This window comes from Rhodospirillum sp. A1_3_36 (assembly GCF_047263945.1).
GTDB lineage: Bacteria > Pseudomonadota > Alphaproteobacteria > Rhodospirillales > Rhodospirillaceae > Rhodospirillum.
In genome coordinates this window covers 210,466-230,385 of record NZ_JBLAVB010000008.1, presented here as the reverse complement: position 1 = coordinate 230,385, position 19,920 = coordinate 210,466, and the positions used below count along the sequence as shown (strand labels likewise).

The window sequence follows — 19,920 nt, the reverse complement described above, 5'->3', positions numbered from 1 at the left end:
GAAAATAATGCCAATTCAAGGAATTAAACAAAACCAGCCAGGGAGAAAACCCGGCCCCAACAAAGCAACCGCTCCGTCGGGAGAGCGGGTTCTATAGACCCAAACCCACCCCGTCAATCGGAAAAGAGCCGGTTGACCCGGTTTTGTTGAAGCTGAGACGAAGCGATTGCCAATTCACGGCCCAATGGGTAAAAGAAGTGCCTGCGAACGTAGAGACTCACAGTGTGTTGCGCCAAGGCTTGCCGTTTTGACCTTCTCCTGAAGGAAAGCGCTGCAGGGGCCGTTGGCACAAAAATCTGCGACGGACCAAGGCAGACCCTTCCAATGGAAGATCTCGCTAAGTCACCATAAAACAATCACTTCCAGCAGTTCGCGCAAGTCGGCTGTTAAAAAGTTACGCCAAGTGTCTGAATTGGGCCTTGGAACCATTTGACAGGCTTCCTTCACTCGCCCATTCTGACGTCTAGTCGTTCCCGACACGACCCTTCAGCGCGAAACAGCTCTCAGACAGAATAGGGAGTAGGGTGCTGTTCGGCGGGATCGAAGAGGACCTGGATACCGAAACGCGAAGACCCTGGGAGTTTCGCCATGACGCCGACCGCTAGGCCGGTCCGCCATACCCTATACGGAACCATCGCTGGCGCTGCCTGCGGTGCGCTGCTCTTCCTCCTTCAGCTTTCCGCAGGCTCAGGCACTGCGGACCTTGCCGCTCCGCCCTCCTCAAAGCCCCTCGCACGGACAGGCAGCCCCCTGCTGGTTTCGCCGGAAAAGGGTCAGATGGCAACGAGGCAATCGGTCCCGCCCCCTGCGACAGCGAATCGTCCCCCTATCGGGAGTACGGTTGAGACTGCGGAGGACGTTCCGGCACCGGACATGGGCATAACGACGGCCACCACTGAACAGAGCCCTATCGAACCAACAGCTATCTATCCGGAGCTCCACGGCGCATCAAAAGCGGCCCCATCGACCAATGACCCATCGTCCAATACGGCGTCAGTGCCTGACGCAACAAATGCTGTTGCTTCTTTAGGAGACGGAGAGGCGATCTTGGAGGCTGAAGCCAGTGCTGCAGTCGATCACTCCTCCCAAGAGACGGACGCCATTCCCCCTGAAGACTTCCTTGCTGCGGAGTCCACGGAAACCGAATCGCCTGAGGAATCCGCACCGAAGTCCGGGGATGAAACAATCACCCTCGCCGATTTCGGTCTGAGCGAGGCCTATCGCTGGGCTGATATGGCCAACCGGAATGGACTGGAATGGCCGTCGAGCGATCCACAACCCCAGGAAGACGCAGTTCTTCCGCCTACGGTCGCAGACACAGGAGACCTGGGAGAGCCGGGAGACACCATCGCGCTGACCATCACGGTCTCCTCTGGCGACACCCTGATGAAGCTGCTTGGTGAACAGGACGTTCCCCGGTCCGAAGCCTATGCGGCCGTCGACGCCATGCGCACTGTTTTCGATCCGCGAAACATCCGGCCAGGACATGAGTTGACCCTGGAACTCCGCCCGCACGAAGAGCCCCTCGGTGAAGGCGACGCGGAAAGCACCACCACCAGCGTTGACCTTGTCGGGCTGCGTTTCGAACCCTCCGTTGGCACCACCATCACCCTGGATCAGGATGAGAACGGAGCCTTCCACGCCTCCGCCCAGGATGAGCCCCTCGTCCGCCAAGTTCTACGCCAGGATGGCGTCATCCAGTCCAGTCTGTTCGAGGCAGGCCTGGAGGTTGGAGCATCCCAGTCCGCCTTGGCCGAGCTGATCCGTATCTTCTCCTATGATGTGGATTTTCAGCGGGATATCCGCAAGAACGACAGCTTCCAAATTTTCTATGACGAGTACTACACCGAAGATGGACGACTCGCTCACACGGGAGATGTTCTTTATGCGTCTATGACCCTGTCAGGAACCAAGTACAATCTCTATCGGTTCGAGGACGCAGACGGGAACGTCGACTATTACAACGAAAAGGGCGAAGGCGTCCGTAAGGCGCTGCTGCGCACTCCCATCAATGGAGCCCGCTTATCCTCCGGCTTTGGTAAACGTTTCCATCCGGTTTTAGGCTATTCCAAGATGCACAAGGGCGTAGACTTCGCGGCGCCGCGGGGGACACCGATCTATGCCGCAGGCGATGGGATTGTCGAGAAAGCCGGTCCCTTCAGCTCCTACGGCAACTATGTGCGAATCCGCCATAACAGCGAGTTCAAAACGGCCTATGCCCACATGAAAGGCTTTGCCAAGGGCATAAAAGCAGGTAGCCGGGTCAAACAGGGGCAAATTATCGGCTATGTGGGCACCACCGGACGGTCCACGGGGCCTCATTTGCATTACGAAGTGCTCAAGCAAAACACTCAAGTGAATCCTTTGAATGTCCGCTTCCCCTCCGGCAAAACCCTCAAAGGGACGGAGTTGGCCTCCTTCAAGGCAGAGCGTCAACGGATCGACGTGGCCTTCCAGAATTCCCCTACGGTCACCAAGGTCGCCCGCGCCGATTGAGTGGAACCGTTGGCCTACTGACAGAAAAACGGCCCCTATGCCAAGTGGGGGCCGTTTTTCCTGGAACAAAACTCCTCAGATCACATGATCCACTCGATGATCTAGAGTGCTCTGAGATCAAATTGGGCCACGTCTTGGCCGTAGTACACCACAGTGTCTCGTCTTTTTTGGGCGATTGCCCAAGCCCATTTGGGGGGGATGCCCCCAAACCCCCATTTCTCTTTTAAAAGCAACAAACTGGAGACTGGGGCCTTTCGCCCCCAGTCTCGCCAACGAGGGGGGAGCGGGGCAAAGTTCCGTGACTGAAAAGTACGGACGGTCGTTTACTATGCTTCTTGGACCAACTTGGCCTCGAAGGCACTCTAATCAGCCCTCTCCGGATTCGCCCCTGAATCGCCGGGCATGGCACACACATCACCCTGGACCTGGAGCGGTGGCAGACGCAGGTTAGGCGCCGCATGATCGCCACCGGAATCTTGCTCGAACAGGCCCCGGAGTTCCTCTGCCGCTTCTCGGGCGCTGGCGATCAAAGCTTCTTCATCGTGGCGGATCTCAAACTGCTCGGCCATCAGGGCCTCGTCATGCTCACGGAACAGCTTCACCGTCCGCGTAGCCATCGAATCCGAATAACCCAGATCTAAAAAAACCTCCTGGGCCATTTCCAGGCTGGAGCCATAGGTTTCCCGGAACACCTTATAAACACCCCGCTCCATGAGTTTGTAAGCATAGGTGCGGTTGCGCGCCCGGGCGAGCACCCTGACGTTGGGATAATGCTCCCTGACATAGGCGGCAATATCCAGGGCCTTTTCCGGGTCATCCACGGCCAGAACGAACACTTCGGCCCTGTCAATTCCCGCAGCGCGCAGCAGATCCGGACGGGAGGGATCCCCATAATGGACGGTACTGCCGAATCGGCGAACAAAGCCGATCTGCTCAAAATCGGCTTCCAAGGCCGTAAAGGGAATCCCCGCCATGCGCAGCGTTCGGGCAATGATCTGACCAAAACGCCCAAAGCCGGCAATGATGACGCGGTGATCCTCCTCCGATTCGATGGAGTCATAGGTCGGGGCTTTCTCCACCCGAGGTGCTCGATTTTGCGCCAGGGCGTTCAACTGCACCAAAAGAGGGGTGAGTGCCATGGACAGAGCCACGACCACCAGCAGCAAGTCGGCGGTATCTTTCGCCAGAATCCCCGTGGCCGTCGCCACCCCAAAAATCACAAACCCGAACTCGCCCCCCTGCGGCATCAGGGCTGCGAGCGAAAGGGCCGACCGGGGCGTAGCGCCAAAGATACGCCCCAGCAGGAACAGAATCGTGCCTTTCACCGCCAACAAGCCCAAAATCAGCCCTGCAACCATGCTGGGATGGTTGAAGATCAAGCCCAAATCGACACTCATCCCCACGGCAAGGAAGAACAGCCCCAGCAGCAGCCCCTTGAAGGGTTCTATGGTGGCCTCGAGTTCGTGGCGGTACAGGGAATCGGCCAGCAAAACCCCGGCGAGGAAAGCGCCCAGGGCCATCGACAACCCCACCGCTTCCATCAACAGAGCCACGCCGATCACCAAGGCCAGGGCCGCCGCGGTGAACATCTCCGGCACTTCGGACTTGGCCACGAATCCCAGGAACCGCCCCACCACATAGTGGCCCAGAACCACCACGGCGACGATCACCCCCACCGCCTTGGCCACGGCAACCAGGGCCGCTCCCAGGTCGTCAGCAGCCGCTGTTCCGGGTGCCAGCAGGGGAACAAGGGCCAGAACAGGAACCACCGCCAGATCCTGGAAGAGGAGAATGGAAAAGGCATTTCGCCCATAGGCCGTGCGCAGGTGCCCCCTTTCGGCAAGAATCTGCAAGCAGAACGCCGTGGAGGACAAGGCCAAGCCCACACCCGCCACCAGCGCGGCATCCCAGCGCAATCCCAGAAACAGTCCCACCAGAGCTAAAACCGTACCGGTCACCACCACCTGAGCACCGCCCATGCCAAAGACCGGCTTGCGCAGGGCCCATAACCGCTTGGGCTGTAACTCAAGGCCAATAATGAACAGCAACAGGACGACACCCAATTCGGAAAAATGAAGGATGTTCTCCACATCCGTCACCAGCCCTGAAATGGCCGGACCAATCAGGATACCAGCCGTCAAATAGCCGAGCACAGAACCCAGGCCGAGCCGCTTGAACACCGGCACGGTGAGCAGTGCAGCCACCATGAACAGAAAGGCCTCACTCAAGGCGTACACTGCGTCCCCCTCCCCCCTTGGCTTCTCGTCTCCCCGGTTCCCGAGGGCAATTCCGACGAAAACACATCCCTTCGAAAAACCCCTCTAATAAGTCAAGAATAACCGGGGTCGGTCACTCCTTCCAAGGGGGTTTCCCCACCTAGCTCCAGAATGACCGCTGAAACGGGAAGAGAGTGGTTGCTCCTAAACATCGTCAAGCCCCAGCACGGAACGATCACCTGTGACACGTCACTGGCGACGAACCTCTTGCGCCATATCCATGTTCAGATTAGGGTTATGAAGTGAGACTAGTTTTCAGACGCATGCGCAAATTTAGACTGATTCGCTTGAAAAAGGGCCGATGCCAATAGGACTTGGGGTCCATTTCCCCCCTTGCATCGGCGCTTGTGTCACGTTAGATATTGAGCATGATATTCATTCTCAACGAGATTGACCGGCCACGGACAGATAGGGGAACTCTTCGGATGCACATCACTCGGACCTTTCTGGCGGGGGCAGCCCTCGCTGTATCGTCCTTCGTGGGAGGCGCCACGGCATTGGCGGCAGAGGAGGTCAACATTTACTCCTTCCGGCAGCCTTTTCTTATCCAACCCATGCTGGACGCCTTCACTGCGGAAACGGGGATCCGAACCAATGTGGTCTTCACCAATCAAGGGTTGGTGGAGCGCCTGAAGGCTGAGGGAATGAACAGCCCCGCCGATCTCGTCCTGACCGTGGACATCGCCCGCCTGACGGAGCTGGCCAAGGCCGATGTCGTCCAACCCGTGTCCTCCGCCGTTCTTGACGAGAATATTCCACCGAATTTCCGCGACCCCAAGGGTCTGTGGTTCGGCCTGACCACCCGGGCTCGGGCCATCTATGCCTCCAAGGAGCGGGTGCCCAAGGGGACCATCACCTCCTATAACGACCTGACCGATCCGAAGTGGAAGGGCAAGGTCTGCTCCCGCCCGGGCGACCACAGCTATAACATTGGCCTTCTGGGCGCGATGATCGAACATGTGGGCATTGATGCCTCCCGCACTTGGTTGGAAGGGGTGAAGGCGAACCTGGGGGAAAAACCCACCGGTGCCGACCGCAATCAGGTGAAGGAAATCATGGAAGGCGTCTGTGACCTGGCCCTGGCGAACACCTATTACATGGGCGCCATGTTGGACGATCCGGAGCAACGGGCCTGGGCGGAAAGCGCCTATATGGTCTTCCCGGACCTGGATGGCCATGGCACCCATGTGAACATCAGCGGCATGGCCATGACCAAAAGCGCCCCCAACAAGGACAATGCACTGAAGCTCATGGAATTCCTGTCCGGCGAGGAAGCCCAGGAACTGTATGCTACGGTGAACCATGAATATCCGGTGAAGCCTGGAGTCCCGTTGAGTCCCTTGGTGGCCTCCTGGGGGGAGTTCACAGGTGACCCCATTCCCTTGGCAACCATCGCCTCCCATGCCGACGAAGCCCTGCGCCTCGTCAATGAGACAGGCTTCAACGAAGGGCCGTAGCGCCTTTACTCAATGTCGAGACTCCCCAAGTCCCCCCGGGGAGCCTCGAAGAGCGCGACGTGTTCGGACCAGGGCCCCGAACACGTCGCGCGTCCTTGTGTTTGTACTAAACGACTGTGTGCCAAGGGGTAGCAAGCCATGACGACGGAAGCCGGAGCCATCGGGCCGGGGGGAGCTCCCCCTCTGGAATCCCCCCTCGCTGATGGCCTGCGCGTCTCCCGGACTTGGCTACCCTCTCTCTGGACCTTGGGCGCCGCCGTGGCCGCGACGATTGTCGCCATTCCCGTGATCGCCGTTGTGGTCATGGCCTTCCTGCCCGGCGACCCAACCATTTGGCCCCACCTCGCGAAAACGGTTCTACCCACCTATGTGGCAAACACCCTGTCCCTCATGGGTGGCGTGGGCCTGGGCACCTTCCTGATCGGCACGGGAACCGCCTGGCTGGTCACCATGTACCGGTTTCCCGGGCGCGGCCTGTTCGAATGGGCGCTTTTGGTGCCCCTGGCCGTCCCCGCCTTCATCATCGGCTTCACCTATACCGAGTTGCTGGACTATGCCGGACCGGTCCAGGGTGTTCTGCGGGCTCTCTTCGGCTGGACATCGCCCCGAGAGTACTGGTTCCCCCAAATCCGCAGTCTCGGTGGGGCCATCACCATGATGACCCTGGTCCTTTACCCCTATGTCTATCTGCTGGCCCGCTCCGCCTTCCTGGAGCAGTCCCAATGCACGCTGGAGGTCAGCCGAACCCTGGGCTGCACCCCTTGGCAGGGGTTCCGCCGAGTCGCCCTGCCCATGGCCCGCCCCTCCCTGGCCGTGGGTCTCGCCCTGGTTCTCATGGAAACCCTGAACGACTATGGAACGGTCAAGCTGTTCGGCGTCCAGACCCTGACCAACGGCCTCTACAATGTTTGGCTGATCATGGGAAATCGGGCCGGAGGCGCCCAGGTGGCTTGCGTGCTGCTTGTCTTTATCATGGTGTTGATCGCCCTGGAGCGCTGGGCCCGGGCCAAGAAAGCCTACCAGAACACAGGCACCCGCATGCGCCCGGTGCAGGGCAAGCGCCTGACCGGCCCACATGCCGCTTTGGCCTCGCTGGCCTGCGCCCTGCCGGTGCTCCTCGGCTTCGTGGTTCCCGCCAGCGTCCTGGCACGCAATGCCGTCCTGCGCTTTTCCGAAAGCTGGACCCCCGACTTCGCCCGCTATGCCACCAACAGCCTGAGCCTGTCCCTGACTGCGGCGGTGGTGGCTTTATCCATTGGTCTGTTCATGGCCTATGCCCTCCGCCTGGGGAAAGGCCAAGCCCTGAAATGGTTCACCCGCTTGGCCAGTCTCGGTTACGCCGTCCCCGGCACGGTCCTCGCGATCGGTATCCTCGCCCCCTTTGGCGCCTTCGACAACGCCCTGGACGGTTTCATGCGGGACGCCTTCGGTGTTTCCACGGGCCTGCTGCTCAGCGGGACGCTCTTCGCCCTGGTGTTTGCCTATGTGGTCCGATTCCTGGCCCTGAGCTACGGTACGGTGGAAGCCGGCCTGGGCCGGGTGCGTCCCACCGTCGACATGGCGGCCCGAACCCTTGGCTGTGGGCCAGGCAAGGTCCTGCTTCGGGTCCACTTACCGATCATCAAAGGCAGCCTGCTCACGGCAATCCTGCTGGTCTTCGTCGATTGCATGAAGGAACTTCCCGCAACCCTGTTGCTACGCCCCTTCAATTTCGACACCCTGGCAACCCATGTCTTTCAGTTCGCCTCCAGCGAGCAGATCGAACGAGCGGGCCTGGGGGCATTGGCCATTGTTACCGCCGGACTGCTTCCCGTGATCCTTCTCAGCCGTTCCATCGCCCAATCCCGGGATTGGTCCCACCAGACCGACGACAGACCCCAGGGGTAAGCACTCCCAGGGATTAAGGAGATCCTGACCGTGACCACCCACCAGCGTAAATCCCTGTCGATCCCCAGCCTGGAGCTCCGGGAGGTCACCCATGGTTATGGCGAGCGCCAAGTGGTCAAAGGGGTCTCCCTATCCTTGATGCCCGGACATCTGCTCTGTCTCCTCGGTCCCTCGGGCTGCGGCAAGACCACGACCCTGCGCATCGCCGCCGGTCTGGAACACCCCTGGTCCGGACAGGTGCTGATGGATGGGGAAATCGTCGCCGATGGCCCCAGGGCCGTCCCCCCCGAGCAGCGGCGCATTGGCTTCCTGTTCCAGGACTTCGCCCTGTTTCCCCATCTGACCGTGGCCGAAAACGTGGCCTTTGGCCTCACCCATCTGACCAAGGAAAAGCGGCAAGAGCAGATCACCCGGACCCTGGAGATGGTGGGCATGGCCGACTACCGTCGAGCCTATCCCCACACCCTGTCCGGGGGCCAACAGCAGCGGGTGGCCTTGGCCCGGGCGCTCGCACCGGAACCTCGGTTGATGTTGCTGGACGAGCCCTTCTCCGGTTTGGATGCGCGTCTACGCCAGCAGATTCGGGCGGAAACCTTCCAGGTGCTGCGTAAGAACAAGGTCGCTGCGGTCATGGTCACCCATGATCCGGAAGAAGCCATGTATATGGCCGATCAAATCGCGCTGATGGACGGGGGCCGGGTCATCCAGCAGGGCCCGCCCGCGGAGCTGTATCACCAGCCCACCTGCCCCTTCACCGCCCGATTCTTCGGAGAGATCAACGAACTGCCATCCGTGGTTCGGGGTGGTCTGGCCGATACCCCCGTCGGCCCCCTGCCCGCCCCAGGTCTGGCCGAGGGTACCGCCTGTCTGGCCATGGTCCGGCCAGAAGGGTTTGTGCTCTCCCCCACCCCCAGTGCCAGCCAACCCCGGGCCAGGGTCCTGGATATCCGCCATCTGGGGCGGATCCACGACATCACCCTGGCGGTGGAGACGGACGTGGCCTGCACCCCCCTACACGCCCATATCCACGATTTGCCGCCGATGAGCCCGGGGGATATCGTCGGCTTGGCACTGATCCCGGACGAGGTCTTTGTCTTCACCCACGACACAACCTGCTGATCGCAGGCTGGGAGGCAGGGCCTCCCAGACCCACCATGATCAGTCTTTATAATCGACCAGAATCGCGTCAGCCAGGCTGTCTCGGTGGATCACGCCTGACACCCGATGGATCCGCAAGGTGCCCTTTTCGTTCATGACCACTGCGGCGCGGGCATCGCGACGCGCCATCCGAGTCATGACCACCTGCAGGAAGTCCCCCTCGCGGATCACGGTAAAGGAGCGCTCCAGGCCAGCCCCGGACAAGGGAGCCCCCTGTGCGTCGCTCGCGATAACGCCAACGAAACGCCCTTTTCCATCTTTCACCGCAGCGTATTTTTCCGCGACCATCCGAACGGACCCGTTCCCCGCCTGCCGCACCGACTCGGGCAAGGTCTCCAGAGCGACGACTCCCGCGACGGGAGCCATGATATCCCGTGCCTTGCGGATGGTGAACATGTGGGAATGACGGTCCTTGGGGATATGTTGGCCCCGACGCACCAGCTTCATGGTGTAGATATTGTCTTCCATGATCATGCGCCGGGTGCCGATGGACGCAGCGACTGCGATGATCACCGGCACGATGGTCGTATAATCGCCCGTCATCTCGAAGATCATCAGGATGGCCGTCAGCGCCGCCCCCGTCCCACCACCAACAATACCCGCCATGCCAATGATGGCAAACTGGATGGGACCGAACCCCAGATGCGGCCAAAGCGTGGACAGCACCGCGCCAAAACAGCCGCCCAGAGTCGCCCCCAGGAACAGGGAGGGGGAGAACACGCCACCCGAGGCCCCGGCGGCCAAGCTGACCGAGGTGGCAATCATCTTGGCCAGGAACAGGATGGCCATCAGATAGGCGAATTGCAGATCCCCATTCAGAATACCCTGAATGGTGGCGTAACCCACGCCATCGGTGAAGTAACGCCCATAAATCAGGAAGAAGACATACATCATCACGCCGATGAGGGTCATGCCGATGACGTTCTTCACATAGGGGTTCAACGGCATGTCATCGAATAGATCCTCCACCCAGTGAAGGAACCGCACAAAGACCGCCGAAGCGACACCACAAATCATGCCGAAGATCACATAGACTGGCAGGAACTGGGCGGCACTGGGGAACAGAAGATCGGGCAGCACACCCGTGGGAACGGTGAAGGCCGGTGCAATACCGAAGAAGATCCGCCCCACGTAGGTGGCCGCGCCAGTGGCGATGACCACGGGCAGGAACGTCCGGGCACTCACTTCGGGCATCATCAGCTCAATGGCGAACATCACCGCGCCCAGAGGCGTATTGAAAGTCGCCGCGATGCCCGCCCCCGCCCCGGCGGCAACCAGGGTGATGGTCTGCCATTTGGGTAGCTTGAAGACCTGCCCCAGGGTGGAGCCGATACCACTGCCGATTTGGATGATGGGGCCTTCGCGCCCGACGGACGCCCCACTGCCGATGGACAGGGCCGAAGCCAGGGACTTCACGATCACCACAATGGGGCGGATCATGCCGTTGTTATAGAAGATGGCGGCCATCACCTCCGGCACGCCATGGCCCTTGGCCTCGGGCGCGAAGCGGCGCACCAGGAAAACGACAACCAGCCCGCCAATGATGGGAGCGAGGATGACGAACGGCCCCCAAGCGCTGGCCGGTGTGGGATCGTTGGCTTCATAGGTCCAGCCGAACTCCCCCAGGAACAACAGGTTGTGCACCAGGGAAATCAGCACTCTCAATGCCGCAGCGCCAATACCCGTGACCACACCCACCACGAGGGCCAAAGAGCACAGAGCCAGCAAACCCATTCGAACCCGTGACCGGGAGGCCACGACCGTTCCAGAACCCATTTCGATATCCACCATTCATACAAAACGGCATTCGCCGTCCAATTCCCCTGGACAACAAACACCACCCATGCGCCAAAAATCGCAAATCGAGGAATTGCAAATCTCCCCCGTGTTTGACATAACGGCGGTGTTGTTTCAACGCCCAATCACGGATTGGCCCAAGTCTGGCCATAGTCGACATGTCACCTCTGCGTCTGCCGCATTGGTCCATGTTCGGTGAGTATTTGGCGGATGCCGAATCGACAACGGACCGCACGGGTCCAACACCCAGGTTTTTCATGGTCTTTCAAAAGACCATATTGAGCGACTCTGACCTGTCGCCCCTTTGGACGGAATAGTGATGACGACGTTACGCCTCCCCCTGGCGCTCCGCAGCAGTCGGCGCCGTGCAATCGTGGCCCTGACGACGCTGGTTCTTCTCGCGGGATACGTCCTGCTACTGAATCACGAGGAGCACGCCATGGAGGCCTATTACGCTGACCTGAAGAAAAACAACATCGAGCTATACCTCGATAAGATCCTGCAAGCCCAGGGGTTCCGAACCTATCTGGAAGAATATCTGAAAGCCCACGACTACACCCGCCCCACGACGCAAGCGCCGCCCTTTCTGGTGGGCCGTTGGGAAATGTTCGACGAAGCCATGCGGGTGGACGATGAATTCGTCCCCGATTCCTGCTCCAACGCTCTCGAGATTGAGGACAGCCAGATCAAGACTCTTGGCGCCTCTCCCAGCCAGGAAGCCGTCCGCTATACCATGGCCGGAGACCAGGTCACCGCCCACCGGAACGGAGCGCCTGACATGACCATCGCGGTCATCGGCTACGGCAGCCACCTGCACCACATCGAGGTCACCGACCCCGTTCTGGGAGGCACCCGCTACGGCTACATGTGCCGCTGAAAACAGGCAACGGAGGCAAATCCCCCGACGCCAGTGCGTTTGAGCCCAGTGCATTTGAGCACCGACACCAAAATCAACCCTGGATGTCCGCGTTCACCGTACACGACAGTCGGTGCTTTCCCGTCACGCGGCCTTGCCCCGTCCCTCCCCTCTTTGGCGGGTCTAGGGCCGAAAGGCCTCAGACCCCAAACCATAAAAAATGGGGGTTTGGGCGCATTCGTCCCCAAATGGGGTTGGGCTCTCAGGCCTTCCGCGATAGCGCCAAACAGGTGATGTCGTCGGCCTGCGGCTCGGTCCCCGCAAAGCGGTCGATGTCCTCTACCACCAGGGTGCAAAGCTCCGTTGGGGAGCGGTCCGTTCGGCCCTTCAGCAGATCCAACAGGCGATCAAAGCCATATTCGGCCAGGGTTGGATCCACCGCCTCGGTTACCCCATCGGTGTAGAGGAACAGGCCTCCGCCGACCTCCAGGTCCCAGGTTTTCTCCGCAAAGGGCAGACCTTCCATGATGCCCAGCGCCATGCCCCCGGTTCCGGGTAGGGCCTCTGTCCCGCCATCGGCCCGCAGAACCACCGGCGGATTATGCCCCCCGTTCGCATAGATCAACTGTCCGGAGGAGGCGTCGTAGACCCCGTAGAACAGGGTGACAAACATGGAGCCCTCGTTGTTGGTGGCGAGTTGGTCGTTGACAAGGGCCAAGCAGGCCGAGGGGTGGTCGCCAGAGACAGCAATGGTCCGCAGAATGGTCCGGGATACCATCATAAACAGGGCCGCAGGGATGCCCTTGCCCGAGACGTCGGCCATAACGATGCCATAGCGGTCGCCCCCCAAGGGGATGACGTCATAGAAATCTCCGCCCACGGTCTTCGCTGCGCGCATCATGCCATGCATCATCACTTGGCCCGTATCGGGGAAATCTGTGGTCAGGGCCGAATGCTGGATGGTATGGGCGGTTTCCAGTTCCTGGCGCAGGGCAATGATCTGGCCATGGGAATCGAAGGCGGAATCCACCTTCTCGATCCAGGGGCGCCAGCCGTCCGGCACCTGAGGCAGGGCCACCCGCCCCCCGGAGGAACGCCGGTCGATGAACCGAACCAGGGCCTGGGAGGGGTCGATGAAATCCTTGCGAGTCAAATAGTTGGCCACCAACAACATGGCCGTCAGAGACAGCAGCAGATAGACCCCCTCGGGCAGGATCAACCAGAGAATCTCGGCGTTGACCACCCCCTTGGGTACCACATAGCCCAAGCGCCAAGGTGCCTTGTCCATGGATGCCAGGAACACGTAGTAGCCGTCGAAGAGCTGATACCCCCCCGTATAGTCGGCCGCGAGGATCTCCTCATATCGCCCCCGCAGCTCGAAAGGCAAACCCTGATCACCGGTCAGGACCTCGCCTACCCTTTCACCATCGCCCGACGGATGCGCGAGAAGCTGGCTTAAGTCATTAACGATGAAGCCTTCGCCTAACCCATAGTTCAGTTCGCTGATATACTTGTTCAGCTCGCTCAGGGTCAAATCCAGGGCCACTGTTCCCAGAAAGTCGTCTTCCCGGTAGATCGGCGCGGCCAGGGAAACCATCAGCCCCTTGCCCGCTTCGTCCATATAGGCCTCGGACCAAAATTGGCGCCGTTCCGGGTTATTCTTGGGCAGGCCCTGTTTATAGAACCCGTGGGTATAGAGGTCCTCGGTGAACCGAAAATCCTTGGACTCCACGTAGGGGAAGATGTTGATGAACTTGGATTCCGAGGTGTAGTAGACCCAAGCGGCATTGGGGATGGCATTTTTGATAATGCGAAACATGGGGTTCAAAGCCAGGGCCATGCCCACTTCCTGTTGGAAGGCATCCTCGTTGCGCACCAGCGGCCAGGGCGCAGTCAGGTTGCCCACCTCGTCCCGGGAGATACCGGGAGGAAGCTGATCCAAGGTCAGGAAACCATTCGCTTCCGACGCCCGCAGGGCCCGATAAAGGGGCGCGTCCCCAGCTAAGCGACCGCTGGTGTGACGCAGCCAGTTTTCGGAGAACAGACGCATACCCGAGACAAAGTTCACCGAAGATTCGACGATTCGATCCAGGGTAACCTTGTGCTCCCGCACGTCGATCGCGATCCGGTCCAGGCGGGAGTCGAGGTTGATCACATAAAGCCAACCCGACAGACCGACGGCAATGACCAAAGAGAGTAGGTAAGTCAGCGCCATGATAGACCGGTAGCGGCGAAAGACCGACTTCGTCTCCGTTTCGTCCCCAGTCGCCGTATTCACCCCACCCATGTCACCCCCCTCGCTTCTTTTGGGTCCGCACCACCTGGATCCGTTTCGGACCCGTTATATCGCGGTGTAGTTGAAACGTTATAGGATTATGAGCCGACCGTCTATTTCCATAGCCATGGCCTCTTGGGACAACTCCCCTTTGAGCTGCTTCATATAGGCCGTTATCGAAGGAACATGCGCATTTAGCTTTTCCTCGTTGCAATGGCTGCGCACCACGAATATGTCCTCCCCCACCAGCCCCTTGTCGTCGGAACGCCAGACTCCGCGACTTTTGCTGACCGTCGCGCCGCCGAAGCACTGGCCAAGAAAGTCACAGGTCTTCTCCACGATGGCCTGAGCATCAAAGGTCTGGTCCACGTCGATGGTGGTGGGGATGTAAAGGCCAACGGCATGGGGCTTGCCCATCCGGTCTCCGATTGTGCTCCCCATGGAGCCGAATGCAGCCCGCACCGGATCGGATGGCGGCCCCCGCTTTAGGCCAGGCAAGTGTTCCAGGATATAATCAATGTCCTCGGACTGGCGCAGATCCGGTTGCAGGTCTCCCTCATGGACTTGGTTGAGGATGGTGCACATGGTGGTTAGGCTGGACTGGGCCAGGCGGGACGCCCAAGAGCGGGCCTCCCGCAGATCCCCGGCGCGCAGATCGCCATCAGTAACCAAGACCACTTCGTCGGCACGTTCGATGATCGGGGTCACAAGGGAGCGGTCGGCGGAGGCATGCAAGCTCACGACAGCCACGTCGAAGGCGGTGCAAAGCCGTTCTACCATAGCGGTGACCCGCACAGCGGCAGGCAGATCAGCAAAATCGGCGTCCTCGATGCCCTCCTGAACGACGGAGGGGAAATCCCACTTTCGGGGATCCACTTCCTCGGCGATACAATGGGCATAGCCGACGGTTTTCTGGCTGTAATCACCGAGAAAATATTTCAAGGCCCGGGAGATGGTCGATGCCCCCACCCCCCGCCGCACACCAATCACAGCCACCAACCGAGAGCGCCGTTGCATGCCCTTGAACCGGGCGGCGTTCTGGGCAAGTCGCTGGGCGATCATGCGGGACATGTTAAAGCCCAGGTTCGCGTGACAGTGCATCAGCTCCAGGAAATCCTTCCGGCCAATGCGCAGAGTCTCCACATCAATAACCGCCGAAGCCGTGGCGGTCCGGGTCACGCCCTGGATCACGCCAACCTCGCCCAAGCATTCGCCCGGTTTGAAGAAGGCCCAAGCCGTTGCTTCGGGTGTCCAGGGTCGTTCTGCAGTGATGGCCACGATGCCGCTGACAACGACAAACAGGTGTTCGCTCGGTTCGCCAGTCCAAACGATGACCTCTCCTTGGGCGAAGGAGACCCTATCTGCCTTTAACAGAATTTCCTCAATCGCCTCGTCCGACAGGCTCTCGAACAAGGGAAAGTTCCTAAGAAGTGCGTTCAAACCTTCCGTTTTGGATCTCATATCCGATCCCCCACACGCTGACACTTTCTGGTCCGCAGTTGGGTAGACTAGCAGGGGAAGCGGTATTGAATGAAACAGAAATACACACCATCAACGAGAAATTTCAGTCAAAATGTTTCCACGACAAGCGCACCACCGCCATGACATCCTTCATGTCCAACGTGGCAGCGTTGGGCCGCAAAGTACGATACAGGACAGGATGTGTTTCCCCATTACGGGGCTTTGCCCCTCCCCCACTGGGGCCGAAAGGCCCCAGATCCCAGGCCATAAAAAAGGGAGGAGAGGTTGGGGGCATTGGCCCCAAAATGGGCTTGGGCAATCGCCCAAAAAAAACGAGACACTGTCGTATACTATGGCCGCAACGTGACCCAATTTGATCTCGGAATACTCTGGCGAACAATGGTTTTCGCCTGGAAGGCCTGGGCGAGACCACCATCGCCGCCTTTCTGTCCGAAGACACAATGCCGCAACGCGTGACGGCACCTATTATGGGAGGGTCCCCCTATCCCGCTGTGGCCATGCGATGGGCCGTGGTCAGCAGGTCCATGAGATCAAAAACCCGCGCCAAATAATGGTCTCGTAGGACCAGGGGTTTGCCTTCGGTGCCTCTAAGGTCCCCCTCCAGACTATCCACCAGCTTGCCGAGGCGCCGCTGGTGGATCCCCAAGCGCTTCTGAATCGGATCGGCCACCACACCCGCGAAGGCCCCAACCACAGAAACCGCGCCCGCCACCGCAGCGAAGGTCGCCCCCATCACCGCGCTGGACGCCGCCGCCGGAAACATGCCGTACCAAACCGAGCCCAGGGTCGCACCCAGGGGAAAGCCCGCTACGGCGAAATGCTGGGCCACCATACCGGCCAACAGGGTAGACAGCCCCCAGGTGCCCGGCGTCAGGTTTTGAGCCAGCGCCACCCCCGTGCCAGCGCAGACGAAGGCATTGACCAGCTCCGCAGCCGCAGTCCGCCCCCCCACATAGGCCGCCAGATTGCTTTCCAGCTTGGCGCGGAAGACGGGATCGTCCCGACGGGCCGCCACCTCCCGGGCCACGGCCTCGGTTAGCGCCTGGATGCGGGGGTCGGCCAGGATTTCCGTGGCCAAGGCGTCCTTCGTCACCCGGCGGCCCCTGCTATCCTCCATGGGCATTTCCAAAAACTCATCGAACAACCGAAAGGTCAGTTCCCGCCCGACCTCCGTCGAGAGCATCAGGGTTGTGCGCTCCAGCTTCTCCCCGGCCCGGGCCGCCGGAGCCCAACGGCGCCCTAACTTGCCCAGGCCCCAACCGGTCCCACTGACCAGAACCTGGGGCAGGGCCAGCGCCATATTGGCCGGTGCCCGGGCGATGTCCCAGCCAAAGGCTTTGCGGTGTAGCTTCAGGGACGCTCCAAAGGAATAGGTCCGTTCGGTGAACGCATGGATCCGCGCCCGCCGCGCCTCCAGATACCGGACTGCCGCCGCATCCACCGCCGCAGCCACAGCGTCGTTGGAGAGAAGGGCTGGCAATGGCGCCAGCCCCTCATATTCGATGGTCTCGGTCATGCGGCCTCGTCAAAGGAGAGGGCCTGGCCGTTGACCACCAACCCCCCTTCGCCCGAGGACACCCGAACGGTGTCGCCATCCACGATCTTGCCCTCCAGCACCATCACGGCCAGGGGATTTTCCAAGGCCCGCTGGACGACTCGCTTCAGGGGACGCGCGCCATAGACCGGGTCGTAACCACGCTGCGCCAGCCACTCCCGGGCGCCCGCGTCCAGTTCCAACCCCACCTTTCGGTCCTTCAGGCGGTCCACCAGACGGGCAATCTGGATGTCGACGATCCCGGCCATGTTCTCGCGGAACAGGCGATGGAACAACAGCACCTCGTCCAAACGATTAAGGAACTCGGGCCGGAAGGCGGCGCGGACATATTCCATGACCTCGCCGCGCACCGCGCCAGAATCCTCTCCCTCCGCCTGCCCGGCAAGGATATCCGCCCCCAGGTTGGAGGTCAGCACGATCAAGGTATTGCGGAAGTCCACCGTCCGTCCCTGACCGTCCGTCAACCGCCCGTCGTCGAGCACCTGCAGAAGGACATTGAACACATCGGGATGGGCCTTCTCCACCTCGTCAAACAGAACCACCTGATAGGGTCGACGGCGCACGGCTTCGGTCAGGGAACCGCCTTCGTCATAGCCCACGTAACCCGGAGGAGCACCGATCAGGCGGGAGACCGCATGCTTCTCCATGTACTCGGACATATCGATGCGCAACAGGGCCTGTTCATCGTCGAACAGGAAGCTCGCCAGCGCCTTGGTCAACTCCGTCTTGCCCACCCCCGTGGGACCGAGGAAGAGGAAGGAGCCCATGGGGCGGTTGGGATCACCCAACCCCGCACGCGCCCGGCGCACGGCGTTGGATACGGCAACCAAGGCCTCCTTCTGGCCAACAACCCGCTTGGCCAGAGCCTCCTCCATCCTTAGCAACTTGTCCTTTTCGCCGGTAAGCATCTTATCCATGGGGATGCCGGTCCAACGGGAAACGACGGAGGCAATGGCCGCGTCGTCCACCACTTCGTTGACAAGACGCCCTTGGCTCTCGGCGTTCTCCGCCTGCTCCAGGGCCTTCACCAGATCGGGGATGACACCATATTCCAACTCCCCCGCCTGAGCCCAATTGCTCTGACGCTTGGCCATATCCAGTTCGTTCCGGGCCTGATCAAGCTGTTCCTTGATCTTGGTCGCTCCGGCGAGCCCTTCCTTCTCCCGCCGCCATTCCTCGGACAGGGCACCGGCCTTGACCTCCAGATCGGCCAACTCCTTTTCCAGCTCGCCCAAACGGGCCTTGGAGGCGGCATCGAATTCTTTACGCAAAGCCCCCTGCTCAATCTTGAGCTGGATCACCCGGCGGTCCAGTTCATCCAGTTCCTCCGGCTTGCTGTCGACCTGCATGCGCAGGCGCGACGCCGCCTCGTCCATCAGATCAATGGCCTTGTCGGGCAGGAATCGGTCGGTGATATAGCGGTTGGACAGGGTCGCCGCCGCCACCAGAGCGGTGTCGGCGATGCGCACGCCGTGGTGCAGCTCGTATTTCTCCTTGATGCCCCGCAGAATGGAGATCGTATCGGCCACCGTGGGTTCAGAGACGAAGACCGACTGGAACCGTCGGGCCAGGGCCGCATCCTTCTCCACATGCTTGCGGTATTCGTTAAGCGTGGTTGCACCGACGCAATGCAGCTCGCCTCGGGCCAGGGCCGGTTTCAGCAGGTTGGACGCATCCATGGCGCCCTCTGCCGCGCCCGCACCCACCAGAGTGTGCATTTCGTCGATGAACAGGATGATCTCGCCCGCAGCCGCAGAGACTTCCGTCAGAACGGCCTTCAGCCGCTCCTCGAATTCGCCACGGAACTTGGCGCCCGCGACCATGGCGCCCAGGTCGAGGGCCATCAGCCGTTTGTCCTTCAACCCCTCGGGCACATCACCGTTGACGATGCGCAGGGCCAAGCCCTCGATAATGGCGGTCTTGCCCACGCCGGGCTCGCCGATCAGCACCGGATTGTTCTTGGTCCGGCGGCTGAGGACCTGGACCGTGCGGCGGATCTCCTCGTCCCGGCCAATCACCGGATCAAGCTTGCCCTCCCGAGCCACGGCTGTCAGGTCGCGGGCGTATTTCTTGAGCGCATCATATTGCCCCTCGGCCCCGGCGCTATCGGCGGTGCGGCCCTGGCGCAAGGCTTCCACGGCGCGGTTGAGCGCCTGGGGCGTCACTCCGGCGTCGGCCAGGATGCGCTTGCTCGGCCCGTCAGACAGGGCAAGAGCCACCAACAGACGTTCGGCGGTGACGAAACTGTCCCCGGCCTTTTCGGCCATGGCAATGGATTGATCAATCACCCGGGCGAGCTGCTGGGACACGTACATCTGGCTGGCACCCTGGACCTTGGGGAGCTTATCGATCTCCGCAGTCACGGCATCCAACGCGCGGACGGCATCGCCCCCCGCCGATTGAATAAGATTGGCGGCCAGCCCTTCCTTGTCGTCGAGCAAAGCTTTCAGCAGATGTTCAGGCGTCACCTGCTGGTGCGTTTCGCGCAGGGCAATGGTCTGCGCGGCCTGAAGGAACCCCTTGGAGCGGTCCGTCAGTTTTTCAAAATCCATGTCCTAATCCTCACCCTTTCTGTGGACAGGGCGGTTGGAGCGGTTCACGGACATCAATGCTAGAACATCAAGCGGAAAAGTGGGAACCGGTTTTCCGGTCCACGCGATGCTCTAACCATTTGATCTAGG

General features: G+C 60.6%; 11 protein-coding genes. 5 read left to right on the top strand and 6 right to left on the bottom strand.

Annotated elements, in window-relative coordinates:
- Window positions 1-588 precede the first annotated feature (588 nt).
- Entirely contained in the window at window positions 589-2,496 is a 1,908-nt protein-coding gene (locus tag ACLIRY_RS17495; RefSeq protein WP_413206700.1) for a peptidoglycan DD-metalloendopeptidase family protein, read from the top strand.
- A 362-nt stretch (window positions 2,497-2,858) separates the two neighbouring features.
- Here ACLIRY_RS17495 and ACLIRY_RS17490 read toward each other — a convergent pair whose 3' ends face one another.
- Window positions 2,859-4,733 (bottom strand): monovalent cation:proton antiporter-2 (CPA2) family protein, encoded by a 1,875-nt coding sequence (locus tag ACLIRY_RS17490; RefSeq protein WP_413206699.1) that lies wholly within the window; start codon window positions 4,731-4,733, stop codon window positions 2,859-2,861.
- A gap of 464 nt (window positions 4,734-5,197) precedes the next feature.
- Between ACLIRY_RS17490 and ACLIRY_RS17485 the strand changes: the two genes are divergently transcribed.
- From ACLIRY_RS17485 to ACLIRY_RS17475, 3 genes are all read left to right on the top strand, one after another.
- Window positions 5,198-6,229 carry a Fe(3+) ABC transporter substrate-binding protein gene (locus tag ACLIRY_RS17485; RefSeq protein WP_413206698.1) on the top strand — a complete coding sequence of 344 codons (1,032 nt, stop codon included), beginning with the start codon at window positions 5,198-5,200 and terminating at the stop codon, window positions 6,227-6,229.
- Window positions 6,230-6,367: 138 nt separating this feature from the next.
- Entirely contained in the window at window positions 6,368-8,116 is a 1,749-nt protein-coding gene (locus ACLIRY_RS17480; RefSeq protein WP_413206697.1) for an ABC transporter permease, read from the top strand.
- A gap of 30 nt (window positions 8,117-8,146) precedes the next feature.
- Window positions 8,147-9,235, top strand: a complete 1,089-nt coding sequence (locus ACLIRY_RS17475) for an ABC transporter ATP-binding protein (protein WP_413206696.1) — start codon at window positions 8,147-8,149, stop codon at window positions 9,233-9,235.
- A 39-nt stretch (window positions 9,236-9,274) separates the two neighbouring features.
- On the opposite strand, the gene ACLIRY_RS17470 is transcribed toward ACLIRY_RS17475, so the two are convergent.
- Window positions 9,275-11,065 (bottom strand): chloride channel protein, encoded by a 1,791-nt coding sequence (locus tag ACLIRY_RS17470; protein WP_413206695.1) that lies wholly within the window; start codon window positions 11,063-11,065, stop codon window positions 9,275-9,277.
- A 325-nt stretch (window positions 11,066-11,390) separates the two neighbouring features.
- Here ACLIRY_RS17470 and ACLIRY_RS17465 point away from each other — a divergent pair, with 325 nt between their 5' ends.
- Window positions 11,391-11,948 (top strand): hypothetical protein, encoded by a 558-nt coding sequence (locus ACLIRY_RS17465; RefSeq protein ID WP_413206694.1) that lies wholly within the window; start codon window positions 11,391-11,393, stop codon window positions 11,946-11,948.
- A 241-nt stretch (window positions 11,949-12,189) separates the two neighbouring features.
- On the opposite strand, the gene ACLIRY_RS17460 is transcribed toward ACLIRY_RS17465, so the two are convergent.
- The 4 genes from ACLIRY_RS17460 to clpB form a co-directional block, all read right to left on the bottom strand.
- Entirely contained in the window at window positions 12,190-14,214 is a 2,025-nt protein-coding gene (locus ACLIRY_RS17460) for a SpoIIE family protein phosphatase (RefSeq protein ID WP_413206693.1), read from the bottom strand.
- Between the two features lie 78 nt (window positions 14,215-14,292).
- A complete protein-coding gene (locus tag ACLIRY_RS17455; protein WP_413206692.1) occupies window positions 14,293-15,615 on the bottom strand; it encodes a cyclic nucleotide-binding domain-containing protein in 1,323 nt (440 codons plus the stop codon).
- Between the two features lie 550 nt (window positions 15,616-16,165).
- A complete protein-coding gene (locus ACLIRY_RS17450; RefSeq protein WP_413206691.1) occupies window positions 16,166-17,200 on the bottom strand; it encodes a DUF6635 family protein in 1,035 nt (344 codons plus the stop codon).
- On the bottom strand, window positions 17,197-19,791 hold the full coding sequence (gene clpB, locus ACLIRY_RS17445) for an ATP-dependent chaperone ClpB (RefSeq protein ID WP_413206690.1): 2,595 nt from the start codon (window positions 19,789-19,791) through the stop codon (window positions 17,197-17,199). Before clpB ends, ACLIRY_RS17450 begins: the two co-directional genes overlap by 4 nt.
- Between the last annotated feature and the right edge of the window lie 129 nt (window positions 19,792-19,920).